11 protein-coding genes are annotated in these 17,093 nt (G+C 74.4%); 6 read left to right on the forward strand and 5 right to left on the reverse strand.

Annotation, left to right across the window (positions count from 1 at the left end):
* The first annotated feature begins 46 nt into the window (after nucleotides 1-46).
* From ICW72_RS12715 to ICW72_RS12730, 4 genes are read left to right on the forward strand one after another with little or no spacing between them, the layout of a single operon-like run.
* Nucleotides 47-7,147, forward strand: coding sequence for a type I polyketide synthase (locus ICW72_RS12715; RefSeq protein ID WP_191083048.1), 7,101 nt, complete (start codon nucleotides 47-49; stop codon nucleotides 7,145-7,147).
* A complete protein-coding gene (locus ICW72_RS12720) occupies nucleotides 7,144-8,445 on the forward strand; it encodes an aminotransferase class I/II-fold pyridoxal phosphate-dependent enzyme (protein ID WP_191083049.1) in 1,302 nt (433 codons plus the stop codon). Before ICW72_RS12715 ends, ICW72_RS12720 begins: the two co-directional genes overlap by 4 nt.
* A 16-nt stretch (nucleotides 8,446-8,461) precedes the next feature.
* Nucleotides 8,462-9,223: a formyltransferase family protein gene (locus ICW72_RS12725; protein ID WP_191083050.1), complete on the forward strand. Its 762-nt coding sequence runs from the start codon at nucleotides 8,462-8,464 to the stop codon at nucleotides 9,221-9,223.
* Complete coding sequence (locus ICW72_RS12730; protein ID WP_191083051.1) at nucleotides 9,220-10,428, forward strand: capsule biosynthesis protein; 1,209 nt, start codon at nucleotides 9,220-9,222, stop codon at nucleotides 10,426-10,428. Before ICW72_RS12725 ends, ICW72_RS12730 begins: the two co-directional genes overlap by 4 nt.
* Nucleotides 10,429-10,437: 9 nt before the next feature.
* Here the strand turns inward: ICW72_RS12730 and ICW72_RS12735 are convergent, their stop codons facing one another.
* The 3 genes from ICW72_RS12735 to bcsD form a co-directional block, all read right to left on the reverse strand.
* Nucleotides 10,438-10,866 carry a SufE family protein gene (locus tag ICW72_RS12735; RefSeq protein WP_191083052.1) on the reverse strand — a complete coding sequence of 143 codons (429 nt, stop codon included), beginning with the start codon at nucleotides 10,864-10,866 and terminating at the stop codon, nucleotides 10,438-10,440.
* Nucleotides 10,863-11,612 carry a CarD family transcriptional regulator gene (locus tag ICW72_RS12740; protein WP_223880568.1) on the reverse strand — a complete coding sequence of 250 codons (750 nt, stop codon included), beginning with the start codon at nucleotides 11,610-11,612 and terminating at the stop codon, nucleotides 10,863-10,865. Before ICW72_RS12740 ends, ICW72_RS12735 begins: the two co-directional genes overlap by 4 nt.
* 456 nt (nucleotides 11,613-12,068) lie before the next feature.
* Nucleotides 12,069-12,554, reverse strand: a complete 486-nt coding sequence (gene bcsD / locus ICW72_RS12745) for a cellulose biosynthesis protein BcsD (RefSeq protein WP_191083053.1) — start codon at nucleotides 12,552-12,554, stop codon at nucleotides 12,069-12,071.
* A 301-nt stretch (nucleotides 12,555-12,855) separates the two neighbouring features.
* Between bcsD and ICW72_RS12750 the strand changes: the two genes are divergently transcribed.
* Nucleotides 12,856-14,142 carry an MBOAT family O-acyltransferase gene (locus ICW72_RS12750; RefSeq protein ID WP_223880569.1) on the forward strand — a complete coding sequence of 429 codons (1,287 nt, stop codon included), beginning with the start codon at nucleotides 12,856-12,858 and terminating at the stop codon, nucleotides 14,140-14,142.
* 10 nt (nucleotides 14,143-14,152) lie between these two features.
* Nucleotides 14,153-15,271 carry an alginate O-acetyltransferase AlgX-related protein gene (locus ICW72_RS12755; protein WP_191083054.1) on the forward strand — a complete coding sequence of 373 codons (1,119 nt, stop codon included), beginning with the start codon at nucleotides 14,153-14,155 and terminating at the stop codon, nucleotides 15,269-15,271.
* A 49-nt stretch (nucleotides 15,272-15,320) separates the two neighbouring features.
* Here ICW72_RS12755 and ICW72_RS12760 read toward each other — a convergent pair whose 3' ends face one another.
* Nucleotides 15,321-16,310 carry an alginate O-acetyltransferase AlgX-related protein gene (locus ICW72_RS12760; RefSeq protein ID WP_191083055.1) on the reverse strand — a complete coding sequence of 330 codons (990 nt, stop codon included), beginning with the start codon at nucleotides 16,308-16,310 and terminating at the stop codon, nucleotides 15,321-15,323.
* Nucleotides 16,311-16,349: 39 nt separating this feature from the next.
* Entirely contained in the window at nucleotides 16,350-17,024 is a 675-nt protein-coding gene (locus ICW72_RS12765) for a GDSL-type esterase/lipase family protein (protein ID WP_191083056.1), read from the reverse strand.
* Nucleotides 17,025-17,093: the final 69 nt, after the last annotated feature.

Here is a 17,093-nt window from a genome sequence, read left to right on the forward strand (position 1 = left end):
CCGATACCGGGCCCGACCGGCATCGGTTGCGTGCGGGGGCATGAGAATGACCGTACCTACCTTGGCCGGCGGCGGCCCGCCTATCGCCATCGTGGGCGCGGCCTGCCGCCTGCCCGGCGCGCCGGACCTCGGCGCTTTCGCGCGCCTGCTGGAGGCGGGGCTGGACGCCGTGACCGAGGTGCCCGCCGACCGCTTCACCCAGGCCCGCTTCCTGCACCCCCGCCCGGGTGAGGTCGGCCGCGCCCCGCATTTCCGTGCCGGCACCATCGGCGATGTCGCGGGCTTCGACGCGCCCGCCTTCGGCATCTCCCCGCGCGAGGCCGATGAGACGGACCCGCAGCAGCGCCTGCTGCTGGTGCTGACGCGCCGCGCCCTGGAAGATGCCGGCTGGCCCGAGGACCGCGTGTCCGGCCAGCCCATCGGCGTCTATGTCGGCGGCTCCACGACGGATTACGGCAACCTCCACCAGGAGGACACCGGCGCGGGCGACCGCTACACCATGGCGGGCAGCGCGCTCTCCATCCTGGCCAACCGCATCGGCAATGTCTTCGACCTGCGCGGCCCGGCCATGACGGTGGACACGGCCTGTTCCTCCGCGCTCGTCGCCCTGCACGAGGCCTGCGAGGCGCTGCGCCACGGGCGCATCCCGGCCGCGGTGGTGGGCGGCGTGAACATGCTGCTCTCGCCCTTCCCCTTCGGCGGCTTCTGGCGCGCGGGCATGCTCAGCGCGCGCGGCCGCTGCCAGGCCTTCGGCGCGGGGGCGGATGGCTATGTGCGGGCCGAGGGCGGGGTGGTGCTGGTACTCAAGCCGCTGGCCGCCGCGCTCGCCGATGGCGATCTCGTGCGCGGCGTCATTCTCGCCAGCGGGGTGAACGGGGCGGGGCGCACCAATGGCATCTCCCTGCCCGATGCGGGGGCGCAGGCGGCCCTCATCGCCTCGGTGCTGCGGGCCGGGCGCGTGAAGCCGGCGGGGCTCGGCTATTTCGAGGCGCATGGCACCGGCACCCCGGCGGGCGACCCCATCGAGGCCGCGGCCATCGCCCAGGCCGTGCAGGGGCGGCGCACCGTGCTGCCCATCGGCTCGGTCAAGAGCAATATCGGCCACACCGAGGCGGCGGCGGGGCTGGTGGGCCTGCTGAAGGCGCTGGTGGTGCTGGAGACGGGGCGCATCCCCGCCACGCTGCATTGCGAGACGCCCAACCCCAACATCCCCTTCGACCGGCTGGGTCTGATTCCGGCCACGCGGCCCATGCCCTTCGCGGGCGGGGCGGTGGCGGTGAATTCCTTCGGCTTCGGCGGCACCAATGCCTGCGCCCTGCTGGGCGAAGCACCCCCGCCCCCTGTGGCACGCGCCGATGCCGGGGAGGCGCCGCCGCTCATCCTCTCGGCGCAAAGCCACACCGCGCTGCGCCGGCTGGCGGGCGACTGGGCGGCACTGCTGGCCAAGGTCCCGCCCGACCGCGCCGCCGCCCTGGCACGCGGCCAAGCCCGGCACCGCGCCCTGCGCGCCCATCGCCTCGTGCTGCGCGGCCCGCGCCCGGCCCGCGCCCTTTCCGGCTTCGCGCGCGGCGAGGAGGTTCCGGGCCTCGCCACCGGCAAGGCCGGGCATGGGGTCGGTGTGGGCTTCCTCTTCACCGGCAATGGCGCGGCCTGGGCCCGCATGGGCGCGGCCGAGATGCGCGGCAGCGCCCCCTTCCGCGCCGCCGTGGAACGCGCCGATGCCGCGCTGGCGCCGCATCTCGGCTGGTCCGTCGCCGCCATGCTGGAGCGCGGCGTGACGAAGGCGGAACTCGCCCGCACCGCCATCGCCCAGCCGCTGCTGTTCACCATCCAGCACGCCATCGTCGCGGCGCTGGCGGCGGAGGGCATCACCCCCGCCTTCTGCATCGGCCATTCGGTGGGCGAGGTGGCGGCGGCCGAGGCGGCCGGCCTGCTCTCGCTGCGCCAGGCCGCGCGCCTCATCGCCGCGCGCAGCCGCCACCAGGAGGCACGGCGCGGCGTGGGCCGCATGGCCGTGCTGGGCGCCTCGCCCGAGGACGCGCTGCCCGTGCTGGCCGAATGTTCCGCCGGCGAGGACTGGCCCATCGAGATCGCGGCGGTGAACACGCCCGCCTCGCTGACCGTGGCGGGGCCGGAACCCGCCTTGGCGCGGCTGGCCGAAGCCGCCGCCGCGCGCCGCTGGGCCTGGCTGGCGCTCGACCTCGACTACGCCTTCCATTCGGCGGCCATGGACCCGGTGCGCGCCGGGCTGCTGCGGGATTTGCGCGGGCTGCGCGGGCGGGAGGGGGGCGTGCCCCTCATCTCCACCGTGACCGGCCAGGCGCTGGACCCCGCCGAATGCGACGCCGCCTATTGGTGGCGCAACCTGCGCGAGCCGGTGCGCTTCGCCGATGCCATGGCCACGGGGTTGGCCCGCAACCCCGCCCTGCTGGTCGAGATCGGGCCGCGGCCGTTGTTGCAGGGCTATCTCCGCACCCTGCTGCGCGCGGCGGGGCGCGAGGTGCCCGGCATGGCCACGCTGCGCCCGCACCGCGCCCGGCAGGCAAACCCCTTCCCGGCCCTGGCCGACGCCGCCACGGCCCAGGGGGCCGATCCGCGCGCCAGCCGCGCCTTCCAGGGCCCCGCGGAATTCCGCGCCCTGCCCGCCCTGCCGCTGGAGCCCCAGCCGCACTGGCTGCCGCGCAGCGTCGAGACCCGCCCCCTGCTGCACACCCCGCCCGAGGGCGGGCTGCTCGGCTACCGCCATGGCGAGGCGGGGGAGGAATGGCGCAACACCCTCGACACCTCCGGCGCCCCCTGGCTCGCGGACCATGCGCTGGGGCATCAGCCCATCATGCCCGCCGCCGCCATGGTGGAGATGGCGCTGGAGGCGGGTTTCCTGCGCCACGCCGCCACCCCCTGGCTGGAGGTGACGGATTTCACCATCCTCCGCCCCCTGCCGCTGGTGCCCGACGCGCTGCGGGAGCTGCGCACGCGGCTCGACGAGGAAGGCAACTTCCGCCTGAAATCCCGCCGCCGCCTGGGCACCGAGGCCTGGGCGCTGCACGCCACCGCCCGCCTTTCCGCCCTGCCGCCCCCGCCCGAACCCGAAGGCCCCACCGAAGCTGTTGGCGAATGGCAGGACGGCGCGGCGCTGACCCAGGCGGCCGCGCGGCTCGGCCTCGACTACGGCCCGGCCTTCCGCCCCGTCACCCGCTTCGCCACCTGCCGCGAGACGGGCCAGGTGCGGCTGGAGCTGGACCTGCCCGCCACCGCCCCGCCGGACGACGCCTTCCACCTGCACCCGGTGCGGCTGGACGGCGCGCTGCAAGGGCTGCTCGGCCTGCTGGGCGGCGCGGAGGAGGGCCCGGCGCGCGACGGCTTCCTGCCCGTGCGCTTCGGCCGGGTGCTGGCGCGCCGCGAGGGGGGCGTGGCCGTGGCGGCGGAGATCGCCATCACCGCCCCCGGCGAACGGGGCGTGGCCGCCCGCATCACGCTCCGCGACGCGCTGGGCCGCGCCGTGGCCCGGCTGGAGGAAGCCACCTTCCAGCGCGTGCCGCTCGGCGAACGCGCCGCGGCACCGCCCGTCTTCCACGGCGAATGGGTGCCCGCGGCGGTGCCGCTGGGCTGGCCCGAACCGGCCCCCGCGCTGGACCCCGCCGCGCTCGACCCGCCGCCCGCCGGCGCCCCGCTGGAGGAGGCCGCGCTGCTGCTCTCCGCCCATGCGGCGGCGGCGGCGCAGGAGGCCGGGCTCGCCACCGCCGAGGGCCCGCTGGCCCTGGCGCTCCGCGCCCATCTGGGGCCGGCCGCGCAGGAACTGCCCGCCGCCCATGCCATCTGGCAGCAGGTGATGCTGGACGCGCCCGCCCTCGCCCAGGAACTCGCCACCCTGGCCGAGGCGGCCGAGGCCCTGCCCGCCGCGCTGCTGGGCCTGCCCATGCCGCCCGCGCGGCTCTCGCCCGATGCGGAGAGCCTGCGCCTGCTGGGTGCCGCCCTGGCCCATGGCGCGGCCCGGCTGCTGGAGGGCTGGCCCGCCGACCGGCCCTGCCGCGTGCTGCTGGCCGGCGCCACGGAAGGCCCGCTGCTGCCCGCGCTGCGCGCCGCCCTGCCGCCCGCCGCGCGCCTCATCGCCACCCACCTGCCCGGCCAGCGCCCGCCGCCCGTGCCGCCGGGGGTGGAACTGGCGGAATGGGACCCCGCCGGCCCCGACGCCCCGCCCGCCGAGGCGGAGCTGGTGCTGGCCCTCGCCCTCTCGCCCCGCCGCGCGGGCGGCCAGGCCCTGGCCGAGGGGCTGCGCCGCGCCGCCGCGCCCGGTGGCGCCCTGCTGCTGGCCGAACCCCTGCCCGCCCTGTTCTGGGACATGACCGAGGGGCTGGCCGCCGAATGGTGGACCACGCGCCGCCTGCTGGACGCGGCGGGCTGGAACGCCGCCCTGTTGGGTGGCGGCTGGGACCGGCCGCGCGTGCTGCCCCTGCCGCCCTTGCCTTGGCCCGCCGCGCTGGTGGCCGCCGCCATGCCGGAAAGCGGCCAATTGCTGCCCGCCGCCATGGGCCGGCATTTCGCCCTCTGGAACGGCCCGGCGAAGCAGGAATGGGCCCATGCCCTGGCCGAGGCGCTGGCCGCCGCCGGCGCCCGCGTCTCCCGCCTGCCCGACCACCCCGCCCCCGCCGCGCTGCGTGGCGCCACCCTGCTGGCCTGGCCCGAGCCCGGGCCGGAAGGGCTGGCCGCCGTCGCGCAGCTCGCCGCCACGGCCGAGGGCGCGGCGGAGGGGCTGCACCTCATCACCCGTGGCGCCACCACCCGCCCGGGTGCCGCGGGGCTGCTGGCGCTGGGCCGCGTCCTGGCCAATGAGATGACGGGGCTGCGCCCGCGCCGGCATGACCTGGATTTGGGGCTGGACCCCCAAGCCGCCGCAAGGCGCCTCGCCGCCACCCTGCTCACGCCCCCCGACGCGGAGGCCGAGCAGCTTCTGACCCCGGCCGGGCGCCTGGTGCCGCGCGTGGCCGCCGGGGTGCCCGCCCCGCCGCCGCCGCCCGGCCCGCTTCGCCTTGGGGTCGGCGTGCCGGGGCAGCTCGGCACGCTGGGCTGGCAACCGGCGCCGGATGTGACCGCCCACACCCTCGGCCCCGGCGAGGTGCGGCTTTCCGTGCAGGCGGTGGGCCTCAATTTCCGCGACGTGATGTGGGCGCAGGGGCTGCTGCCTGAGGACATCCTCCGCGCCGGTTTCGCCGGGCCGGGCCTGGGCATGGAACTGGCCGGCGTGGTCGAGGCTGTGGGGCCCGGCTGCGCCCTGGCGCCCGGCCAGGCCGTGCTGGGCGTGGCGCCCCGCGCGCTCGCCACCCGCGCCGTGACGCGGGAGGAGGCGCTGGTCCCCCGCCCCGGCTGGCTCTCGCCCGAGGAGGCGGCGGGGCTTCCCGTGGCCTTCCTCACCGCCGTGCATGCGCTGGAGGAACTCGGCCGCATCGGCCCCGGCGACCGCGTGCTGATCCATGGCGGGGCGGGCGCGGTGGGGTTGGCCGCGTTGCAGGTGGCACTCGCCGCCGGCGCCCGCGTGGCCGCCACCGCCGGCACCGAGGCCCGGCGCGCCCTGCTGCGCGCCGCCGGGGCGGAGGTGGCGCTGGACAGCCGCTCCGCCAGCTTCGCCGAGGAACTCCGCGCCCATTGGCCCGCGCCGCCCGGCGAGGGCTGCGTGGATCTCTGCCTGAACTCCCTCTCCGGCGAGGCGATGGAGCGCAGCCTCTCCCTCATGGCGCCCTTCGGCCGCTTCCTCGAACTGGGCAAGCGCGACTATGCGGAGGCGCGGCGCGCGCCCCTGCGGCCGCTGCGCCGCAATGTCAGCTATTTCGCGGTGGATGTGGACGAGCTGGCCCGCGCCCGCCCCGCTTTGGCCCGCCGCCACCTGGAAAGCCTCATGCGCCGGCTGGAGGAGGGGGTCTTCCGCCCCCTGCCCGTGCGTGTCCACGCCGCCGCGACGGTGGAGGACGCCTTCCGCCGCCTCCAGGCGGGCGGGCATGTGGGCAAGCTCGTCATCCGCCCGCCGGAGGAAGCCATCGAGGCCAGCGCCCACCCCGCCTGGACGCCCCTCCAGGCCCGATGGGGCGATGGCTGGGTGGTGGTGGTCGGCGGCACCACGGGCTTCGGGCTGGAGGCGGCGCGCTGGCTGGCCGGGCAGGGCGCGCGGCGCCTCGCCCTGCTCTCGCGCCGGGGCGCGGCGGCGCCGGGTGCGGTGGAGGCGGCCGCGAGCCTCGGCCCCATGACCCGCCTGCTCGCCTGCGACGCCACCGATGCCGCGGCGCTTTCCGCCGCGCTCGACACGCTGCGCGCCGAGGCGCCCATCACGGGCGTGGTCCATGCCGCCGCCGTGCTGTCGGACGGCGTGGCCGCGCGACTCGACATCCGCGCCGCCCGCGCGGTGTGGGACGCCAAGGTGACGGCGGCCGAACACCTCGACCGGCTGACCGAACCCGATGCCCCCGGCCTCTTCCTGCTGTTCTCCTCGGCCACCGTGCCCATCGGCAGCCCGGGCCAGGCGGCCTATGTCGCGGCCAATGCGGGCATGGAGGCGCTGGCCCGCCGCCGCCGCGCCCAGGGCCGCCCGGCGCTGGCCGTGCAATGGGGCCCGATCTCCGATGCCGGGATGCTGGCCGGCCAGGAGGCGCGCGCCGAGGGCCTGGCCCGCCGCCTGGGCGCCGTGGCGCTGACCGCGCGCGAGGCGCTGGACCGCCTGCCGGCCTTGCTCGCCTCCGGGGTCGCGGTGGCGGGCGTGGCGCGGCTCGACTGGCCCGCCGCGCGCCGCAGCCTGGCTTTGCTGGCCGAACCGCCCTTCCTGGCCCTGGCCGGGCAGGTGGGGGCGGAAGGCGAGGCGGAGGAGATCTCACTCCCCGCGCTGCGCGCCATGGCGGAAGATGCCGCACGGGAGGCGATCCAGCGTATGGTGGGCGTCGAAATCGGACGGATCCTGCGCTTGCCCGCCCACAGCATCGCGCTCGACGCGCCGCTCGCCGGCCTCGGCCTCGACAGCCTGGGCGGGCTGGAACTGCGGACGGCGTTGGAACGGCGTTTCTCGGTGTCATTGCCCCTCCAGGGCGTGGGCGAGGGGCTGACGGTGCAGAGGGTGGCCCAATTGCTGCTGGAGGGATTGAAGCCCGGCCGCGAGGCGGCGGAATGAGCGGCGGCCCCCCGCGTCGCCGCGGCCTTTCCCCGCAGGAGCGCGCGGCGCTGCTGGGGCGCATGAACGCGCCCAGCGCCGCGCCCGCCAGCACCAGCGCACGCGACTTCTCGACGCTGCCCGCTTCGCGCGAGGTGGCGGCGGTGCGCAACCTCTCGCGCCAGACCGGCATCAGCAGCCCCTATTTCCACAGCCATGAGGGCATCGCGGGCGCGCATACGCGCATCGCGGGGCGGGAGATGATCAACTTCTCCTCCTACAACTACCTCGGGCTGAACGGGGACGCGCGCATCCATGCGGCGGCGACCGCGGCCATCGCGCGCTATGGCGTCTCGGCCTCGGCCTCGCGCTATGTCTCGGGCGAGCGGCCGGTGCATGCGGCGCTGGAGGCCGCGCTGGCCCGGCACCATGGGGTGGAGGATGCGGTGGCGATGGTCTCGGGCCATGCCACCAATGTGACCACCATCGGCCACCTGGTGGGCCCCTCCGACCTGATCCTGCATGACGCGCTGATCCACAACAGCGCGGCCGAGGGCATGCGGCTGTCCGGCGCGCGGCGCATGGCCTTCCCGCACAATGACGCGGCCGCCGCCGGGGCGGTGCTGGCGGCGGAGCGCGGGCGGCACAACCGCGCGCTGATCCTCATCGAGGGCCATTACTCCATGGACGGCACGGTGCCGGAGCTGGCGGCCTTCGTGGCCCTGGCCCGCAAGCATGACGCCTGGCTGATGGTGGATGAGGCGCATTCGCTGGGCGTGCTGGGCCCGACGGGCCGCGGCATCGCCGAGGCGCAGGGCGTGGACCCGCGCGAGGTGGACATCTGGATGGGCACGCTGTCCAAGGCGCTGGCCTCCACCGGCGGCTACATCGCGGGCAGCCACGCGCTGGTGGACATGCTGCGCCACACGGCGCCGGGCTTCGTCTATTCCGTGGGCCTGCCGCCCCCGCTGGCCGCGGCGGCCGAGGCGGCGCTGGGCCTCATCGCGGCCGAGCCCTGGCGGGTGACGAAATTGCAGGCCAATGCGCGCCGCTTCCGCGACCAGGCGCGCGCGGCGGGCTTCGACGCCGGGCAATCCACGGGCTTCGGCATCGTGCCCATCGTGCTGGGGGATTCCTATACGGCCATGCGCGTGGCGGACCGGTTGGTGGCCGCGGGCATCAATGTGCAGCCCATCTGCTTCCCCGTGGTGCCGGAGGGGCAGGCAAGGCTGCGCTTCTTCCTCTCCTCCGAGCACAGCGAGGCCGATCTCGACCGCACCATCGAGGCGCTGCGCGCCGCCGCCCGGGAGGCGGCGTGAGGAATTGCGGGTCGCGTTGTTCACCCTGGAGGGCGCCGCCAGCGCGGAGGCCACGTTGCGTTTCGCCGAAAGCCTGGGGCCGCGCCTCGTGCTGGTGGGGCACTCCTCCCCCTTCCGCGCCACAAGCGCGACCTGGCGCGCGCTGCGGCGGGGCGGCCTGGGGCTGCTGCCCTATCTCATGGTCAACCATGCCCTGCCCATGCTGGGCGGGGCCTTGCGAAAGCCCCCCCGCCTTTCCGCCCTCTGCGCCGCGCGCGGCATCCCCGCGCTGCGCCTGGGCGCGCCCGAGGCGATGCGGGCGGCGCTCAGCGCCGCGGGGGCGGAGCTGCTGGTCTGCTACCACCTGGACCGCATCCTGGACGCCGAGACGCTGGCCCTGCCGCCGCGCGGGGCGATCAACGTGCATCCCTCGCTGCTGCCGCGCCACCGCGGGCCCATCCCCACCTTCCACGGCCTGGCCGAAGGCGCCACGGGCGTCAGCATCCACCAGATGGCGCCGCGCATTGATGCGGGCGGCGTCTGGGCGCAGCAGGCGGTGCCCCTGCCGCCCGGCACCAGCGCCAGCGCCGCCGCCCGCGCCCTGCACCTGGCCGCCCTGCCGCTGCTGGAAGAGGTGCTGGCGCGCATCGCGGCCGGCGAGGCCCCGCCCGCGCCGCCCGAGACGCTGCCCTATCGCGGCTGGCCCACCCCCGCCGCCCGGCGCGCGGCGGGCGTGAAGCTGCTGGGGAAGGGTGACGTGGCGGCCGCCTGGCGTGCGCCCGCGGGGGGCTGGGCGTGAAGCGCTTCCTTTTCCTGCAAGGCCCCATCAGCCCCTTCTTCGACCGGCTGGCGGCGGAGCTGCGCGCGCGCGGCCACGCCACCCACCGCATCAACCTCTGCCTGGGCGACAAGCTGTTCTGGCGCGGGCCGGGGGCCGTGGACTTCACCGGACGGCTGGCCGACTGGCCGCGCTTCATCAGCGAATTCCTGGACCGCGAGGCCATCACCGACCTGGTGCTGCTGGGCGAGCAGCGCGTCTATCACCGCATCGCCATCGGAGCGGCGCAGGCGCGCTCCATCCCGGTCGCGGCCACCGACTACGGCTATCTCCGGCCGGACCGCATCATCCTGGAGCGGGACGGGCACAACGCCATGTCCCACTTCCCGCGCGAGCCGGCGGAGATCCTGCGCCTGGCGGAGGCCTCGCCGCCGCTCGCCTCCCCCACGCCCTTCCGTGACAGCTTCGCGCGGCAGGCCCGCTGGGACTGGGCCTTCCACATGGCCAACATGCTGCCCTGGCCCTTCCGGCATTTCGAGACGCATCTGCTGAACTCGCCCATCCCGATCTATCTGGGGACCGGGGTGCGGCTGGCGCTGCGGCCCCTCGCGCGGCGGCTCGGCCAGCGCCTGCTGGACCGGCTGCCGGCGGAGGCGCCGCTCTTCGTCTTCGCCATGCAGATGGAGATGGATTTCTCGCTCCGCGCCTATTCGCCCTTTCCCGACCAGGACACGCCCATGCGCGAGACGGTGGCGAGCTTCGCCGCCCATGCGCCGCCGCAGGCCCACCTGGCCTTCAAGGTCCATCCGCTCGACCCCGGGCTGAAGTGGTGGTCGCGGCGGGTGATGCGCATGGCGCGCGCGGCCGGTGTGGCGGGGCGGGTGCACTTCGTGGATGGCGTGCCGATCGGCGCCCTGCTGGCACGATCGGCGGGGGTGATCACGGTGAACAGCACCGCCGGCATGAACGCGCTGGAGGCCGGCAAACCCCTGCTGGCACTGGGCGAGGCGGTGTACCGCGTGCCGGGACTGACCCATGAATCGGGCCGGGACCGCTTCTGGACCGCCCCCGAAGCGCCCGACTGCGCCTTGTTCCAGGCCTTCCGCCGCGCCATCAGCCATCATCTGCATGTGGTCGGCGGATATTACGATGACGAGGCGCTGCGCCACGCCATCCAGGGCACGGCCGACCGGCTGGAGGCGGGGCTGCCGCTGCTGGGGGCGTGACCGTCGCCTTCAGCCCGCGGCCTCGGCCCCCATGCGCTGCGCCGCGGCCTGGATGCGCCCGACCACCGCGGCCGCCCCGTTGCGGCGCGACATGCTCAGCGCCTCGTCGAGGCCGAGGCGGCCCAGGAATTCCGGCCCCGTTTCCATGATCTCGGCGGGGCTGCGGCCGTCATAGACGCGCAGCAACAGCGCCAGGATGCCCTGCACGAAGGCGGCATCGCTGGCGGCGCGCAGCCGCAGCCGGCCGCCCTCCGCGCGCGTGGTCAGCCACACGCGGGACTGGCAGCCGGAGACGCGGTTGGCCTCCACCATCTCCTCGGGCGCCAGCGGTTCCAGCTCGCGGCCCAGTTCCATGAGGTAGCGGTAGCGGTCCTCCCAGTCGTCGAAGAGGGCGAAGCCTTCCTCGAGTTCGGCGATGACCTCCTCCGCTGTGCTCATGCGCTCGACTTGGCGAAGGCCACCAGGCGGTCGCTGGCCTCCAGCCGGTCGATCTTCTCGATGGCGGCGTATTCGGCGGCCAGGCGCTCCAGCGCCTGCTCATAGATCTGGCGCTCGCTGAAGGACTGGTCGGGCTGGCCGGCGTTGCGCTGCAGGTCGCGCACCACCTCCGCGATCTGGATGGGGTCGCCGGAGTTGATCTTGGCCTCGTATTCCTGGGCGCGGCGCGACCACATGGTGCGCTTGATGCGCGCGCGGCCCTTCAGCGTATCAATGGCCTGCTCGAACTCCTTGGGGGTGAACAGCTTGCGCAGCCCGGCCGTCGCCACCTTGGTGACGGGCACGCGCAGCGTCATGCGGTTTTCCTCGAAGGTGACGACGACCATCTGCAGCGCGTGGCCCGCGGCCTCGATGGTCTCGATGCCCTGCACCATGCCCACGCCATGGGTGGGATAGACCACATGGTCCCCGGCCTTCAGCTCGATCTTGGCGGCGGGCGGGCGCGGGGCGGGGTTCTGTCCCTCGGCGAAGCCCGGGCGGCCCGGGCTGCGGACGGCGAAGGAGGGCGGCATGTTGGGCCGGCCCGCCGCCGCGCGCGCGGCCATGGACCCGCCCCCGCGCGAGGGCGTGTCGGTGGGGGCCGCGATCACGATGGAGGGCCGGGGCGTCGCCTGGGCCTCCGCGGCCGGCTCGGAAGCGGGGCGGTTGGTGTCGGGTGCGGTGGTGGACGCCTTGGACTTGGTCACGGGACGGGATGATACCTTGCTGTGGAATTCGACGGGGCGCTGGGGCTGCGCTGGCGGCGCCGCGGGCGGCTTGACTTCGGGGGCCGGGGCTACCTTCGCAACCCTTGCCCGGGGCGGTGGTTCCTTCGCGGCCGGGGCCGGCTTGGTCTTGGCGGCCGTCTTGGCCGGAGGAGACTTCACGGGCGCCGGCTTACTGACCTTCGCCTGGGCCTTCGCCTTGGCCGCTGGCGCCTTCGGCGCGGGAGGTGCGGTGGCCGGCTTGCCGCGGGAAGGGGTGGCCATGGCGTTCGCTGCTCCTGCCGTCCGACAGATATGGCAGCGTCACCGACCTCAGCCTGCGCCCCGGGCACTTAACATCCGGTGCATCAGGCCCTGGCGCACGCCGACCATCCTCACGAATCCTGGAACCCTAGCACAAAAATGGCGCGCCGTCACGCGCGCCCCCGATGGAGCGCCTTACGCCGCCTGGGCGTAGCGCAGCACCACCAGCGCGCCCTCATGCGCGGCCTGGCGCACGGGCACGCCCTCCACCGCGCCGGGCTGGGCGTCGAGCCAGGCCTGGTAGAGCCCCTCCAGCACCGGGATGATCCAGGCGCCGGCGGGGTCCTCGGGCAGGGAGACCAGGGGGGCGGCGGCGTGGCGCAGCACCATGGCCGCCTGCGCCTCGTCCAGCGAGACCTCCACATAGCCCCATTCGGCCTCGGCCAGGGCGGCGTTCATCGCGGCCTCCAGCGCCGAGAGGCTGTCGCAAGGCGGCAGCTTCATCTCCCGCGCCATTCCCTCGCCCAGGGCGCGCAGGAAGGTCTGCCGCGCCTCGCCGGGAAGATGCGCCTGGGCGATCCCCATCAGGGCACGGACGAAGCCCCGCCATTGCGGCGAGACGCCCCGCCGCGCGAGGTAGGAAAGCGCACCCTGGTCCGCCATCTGCAGCTTCGCCTTCACGCCCGCATTCCCGCTCTATCCTTGCGACAACTTCATCATAGGCGGCCCGCGCGGCCGGGTCATCAGCGATTGCGGCGCGCCGCGTTCTGTTCTAGCCCGAAACCCCAGGTTTTCCGAGGCCGGACCCCGCCCATGCGCCCCCCTTCCCGTCCCGCCCGGGCCCGCCGCGCATGATCTTCGCCTCCTTCGAATTCCTGTTCCTGTTCCTGCCGGCCTTCCTGCTGGCCTATTTCCTGAGCCCCCGCGCGCGCGCAACGCCGTCATCCTGGCCTTCTCCTGGGGCTTCTACGCCTGGTGGCGGGTGGATTTCCTGGCGCTGCTGGTGGGCGTCACGGTCTGGAGCTTCTGGATTGCGCAGGCCATGGAGGGGCGGAGCGAAGCCGCACGGACACGGCTGCTGGTGCTGGGCCTCACCGGGCAGCTTGGCGTGCTGGGCTGGTTCAAATACGCCAATTTCGGCGTGCAGACCTTCAACGACGCGGTGATGGCCCTGGGCGGCACGCCCATGCCCTGGGCGCAGATCATCCTGCCCGTGGGCCTGTCCTTCTACGTGCTGCAATCGGTCAGCTACCTGGTGGACGTGTATCGGCGCGACGTGCCGACCAGCCGGGATTTCGTGGCCTATGCGGCCTACAAGGCCATGTTCAGCCAGCTCATCGCCGGGCCCATCGTGCGCTATGCCGAGGTGGCGGAGGATCTGCGCGCCCGCACCCATAGCCTGGAAAAATTCGGCCTGGGCGCGCGCCGCTTCATGGTGGGCTTCGCCATGAAGGTGCTGGTGGCCGACACGCTGGCGCCCGTGGTGGATTCCGTCTTCGCCCTGCCCGCCCCCACCACCGCCGAGGCCTGGGTCGGCGCCATCGCCTACACGCTGCAACTCTTCTTCGACTTCGCGGGCTATTCGGCCATGGCCATCGGGCTGGCCATGATGTGCGGCTTCCGCTTTCCCGAGAATTTCGACAACCCCTACCTCGCCGGCAACATCCAGGAATTCTGGCAGCGCTGGCACATGACGCTGAGCCGCTTCCTGCGCGACTACCTCTACATCTCGCTGGGTGGAAACCGGCACGGCCCCGTTCGGACCTATGCCAACCTGCTGCTGACCATGGTGATCGGCGGGCTGTGGCATGGCGCGAACTGGACCTTCATCGTCTGGGGCTTCTGGCATGGCGCCCTGCTGGCCCTGCACCGCTTCTGGCGCGCCTCGGGCGGCGGCCCCATGCCCTGGATCCTGGGCCATGCCTTGCTGATGCTGGCCGTGATCCTGGGCTGGGTGGCCTTCCGCGCGCCGGATTTCGCATCCGCCTTCACCCTCTACGCCGCCATGTTCGGGGCGAATTGGGGCGGCATCTCGGACGCGCTCGCCTGGCAAATCACGCCGGACCAATGGTGGTTCCTCTGGCTGGCGCTGGGCCTGGTCTACCTGCCGCTGCTGGCGGGGCGCCTGCCCTTCCTGCGCCTCTCGCCCGAGGGGCTGTCCGGCCTGTCGCGTCCCGTCTGGATGTGGTGGCCCTTCGCGGCCTTCCTGCTCGGCCTCGTGCTGCTCTACAGCCGCGCGGCCGTGCCATTCCTGTATTTCCAGTTCTGAGGCGCCGCCGATGACCAGCTGGACCCGCACCCCCGCCACCGCCCTGGCCCTGCTGACCACGGCGCTGCTGGGCTGGGGCGTCTATCAGGGCGTGGCCGCCCTGCGCTCCGACGCCGCGCAGGCGCGCCTCGCCCCCACGCTGAACGCCGAGGCCTTCCTGGATGGGCGCACCACGGCGGCGGTGAACCATGTGCTCGCGCACCACCTGCCGGCCGACCCCTGGGTGCGCGCGGCGGGGGGGCTGTTCCGCTGGGGCATCTTCAACTCCGGCGGGCCAGCGGTGCGGGTGGGCTGCGAGGGCTGGCTGTTCCTCACCGAGGAACTCCGCCCCTTCGACGGCGCCGAGGCCGCGATGGCCGCGCGCGTGGAGGCGCTGCGCCGCATCCAGGCCGCGCTCGCCGCGCGCGGCATCGCGCTGGTGCTGGCCGTGGTGCCGGACAAGGCGCGGGTGCAGGAGGGAATGCTCTGCGGCGCCCCCCGCTCCGCCCAGGCCGAGGCGCGGCTGCCGGCGCTGGAGGCCGCGCTCTCCGGCCTGCCCCAGGCGCCGCTGTTGCCCGCGCTTTCGGCGCTGGCCGCGCGCGAACCGGCCTATTGGCGCACCGACACGCATTGGAACCAGCAGGGCGCCGTGGTGGCCGCAGCCGCCATCGCCGAGGCCACCCGCGCCCTGCCCTTCGAACGCCGCCCCGGAATCGCCACCACCCGGGCGCCCACCGAGACCGAGGCCCCGGCCGACCTGCTGCGGCTGATGGGCCTCGACCTCCTGCCCGACCCCTGGCGCCCCCGCCGCGACCGCCAGCACGAGGCCACCACCACTGTGCCGGCGGGCGAAGGCGGCGGGCTGCTGGACGAGGCGGTGCCGGAGGTGGTGCTGCTCGGTTCCTCCTATTCGCTCAACGCCAATTTCCATGGCGCCCTGCAACAGGCGCTGGGGGCGGCCGTCACCTCATTGGCCCAGGCGGGCGGCGGCTTCCATGGCGCGGCGGCCGCCTTCTTCGGCGGCGCCACCTTCCGCGAGACGCCGCCGCGCCTCGTCATCTGGGAATTCCCGGAGCGCGTCATGGGCCAGCCCATCAGCCCCGCCGAGCGGGAATTCCTGGACGGCTGGCGTGAGAGCGGGATGCGTTGAGATGGGCTCACCAACGGCGTGAATCAGCCGCTCGGCAACACCGAAAGGGCTACAGCGCCGCCCGCACCCCGCTGAGGAAGGCGTCGGTGCTCATCGCGTGCTGCGGAAAGGCGGAGCGGTTGCTGGGCAGCAGGACCATCGCGCCTTCCAGCAGGCTCAGCACCAGCAGCAAAGGCCGCTGGCGCTGGAAGGTCTGGGAGCGCAGGTAGGACAGCAGCGTCTCATAGGGGCCGAAATTCGCCGTCTTCCAGTCCAGCGCGACCGGCCGGTTCAGCCCGGCCGAGAGCGCCGCGGCGAAGTTGAACTCGGGCGAGAGGAAGCTGCTGCCGACCACCGCCACATCCGCGCGGTCCTCCTGCACCAGGGCCGCGCCGCCGCGGGGAATGGGCGCGCGTATCAGGAAGGGTTCGGCCGGAAAATCCCGCCGTTCGGCGGCAGGGACGAAGTCCAGCAGGTCATTGCGCCCCCTGACGCGCTGCACCTGCGGCCCCAGCCGTTCACCAGGCCCGGGACTGGCGGGAAAACGGAACGCCGCCTGGATGGCCGAGGCCATGACCCCCGCGGCCAGCTCCGCGCCGGCCGGCGTCCAATGCGTGTCGGCCTTGAAGAACAGGCGCGGTTCGGGCCTGGCGGCCGCCTCGCGCGCCATGGGCGTCATCAGGTCCGGCACCAGCCGGACACCGCCCTGGGTCAGGGCGGCGCGGGCGGCCTCATAGCGTCGCAGCGCCACGGGCGAGGGCGCCATGCCAGGCGGCAGCATGTTCCGATAGACCATGGCCTTGGACGGGATGAGGGTGATGACCGTCTCGACATGGGCCGCGCGCAGCATGCCCACCGCCTCGGCCAGGATTTCACAGACCCGGGGCAGGTTGGTGGTGTCGGCCTGCTGCACATTGTCCCAGGGCGCGAAGAGCCACCCATCCCGCCCCCGGATGGCCGAAAGGCGCTGCGCTTGCGCGGCGGGCGCGGCCAAGGTGGCGCCGGCCGCCAGCGCCACAAGGCCGCGACGCTTCAGGGCGGGTGTGGGCAGGTGGGTCATCGGCGCCGCTTCCCCTCGTGATCGACCCCGGATGCCGCCCTACCGGACGGCCGGCGCGCGGGCCTCCAGGGCGGCGCGCAGGGCGCCTTCCAATGCTGTGGAAAGTATAGCGTAACCATAAGGTGTCAAATGCAGTTGATCGTAGGACACCAGAGAGGTCAGGCGCTGCCTGCCATCGAGCAGCACATCCGCGGCATCCAGCCCGAACAGCGTGCGCCCATCCGGGCAGGGGGCCAGGAAGCGATTCACCTCCTGGTTGAAGGCGCGCCCCGCGTCATCGGGCTCGGTCCCGCGGGGCAGCAGCCCGACCAGCACCACATGCACGCCGGGGGCGCGGGCCCGAATTTCCTCCACCACGCTGAGGATGGCCTGGGCCGTGGGCAGGGCATGCCAGCCGAAGCCGGCATTGTTGGTGCCCACCAGCACGACCACCGCGCGCGGGCGCAGCGCGGCGGGCCAGCCGCCCTGGCGCAGCCGCCACAGCAGCGTCTGGGTGGTGTCGCCCGCCACGCCCATGTTGAGCGCCCGGCGGTGGCCGTAGAAATGCTGGAACAGGGCGGGCGTCCAGCCCGCCACCAGGGAATCCCCCAGGAAGACCAGTTCCACCTCCTCCAGCCGCATGGCCGAGAGCCGCCGCGACAGGGCCCGGTTCAACTCCGCCCATTGCGGCCAGGGGTGGGGCGCGGGCCGGGCATCGGGCGGCAGGGTGCGCATGTCCAGCGGGCCGGGGCAGGAGGCCAGCGCGGGAGGGGCCAGGGCCGCCAGCCCAGTCAGGACCAGAAG

The organism is Roseococcus microcysteis, from assembly GCF_014764365.1.
Lineage (GTDB): Bacteria > Pseudomonadota > Alphaproteobacteria > Acetobacterales > Acetobacteraceae > Roseococcus > Roseococcus microcysteis.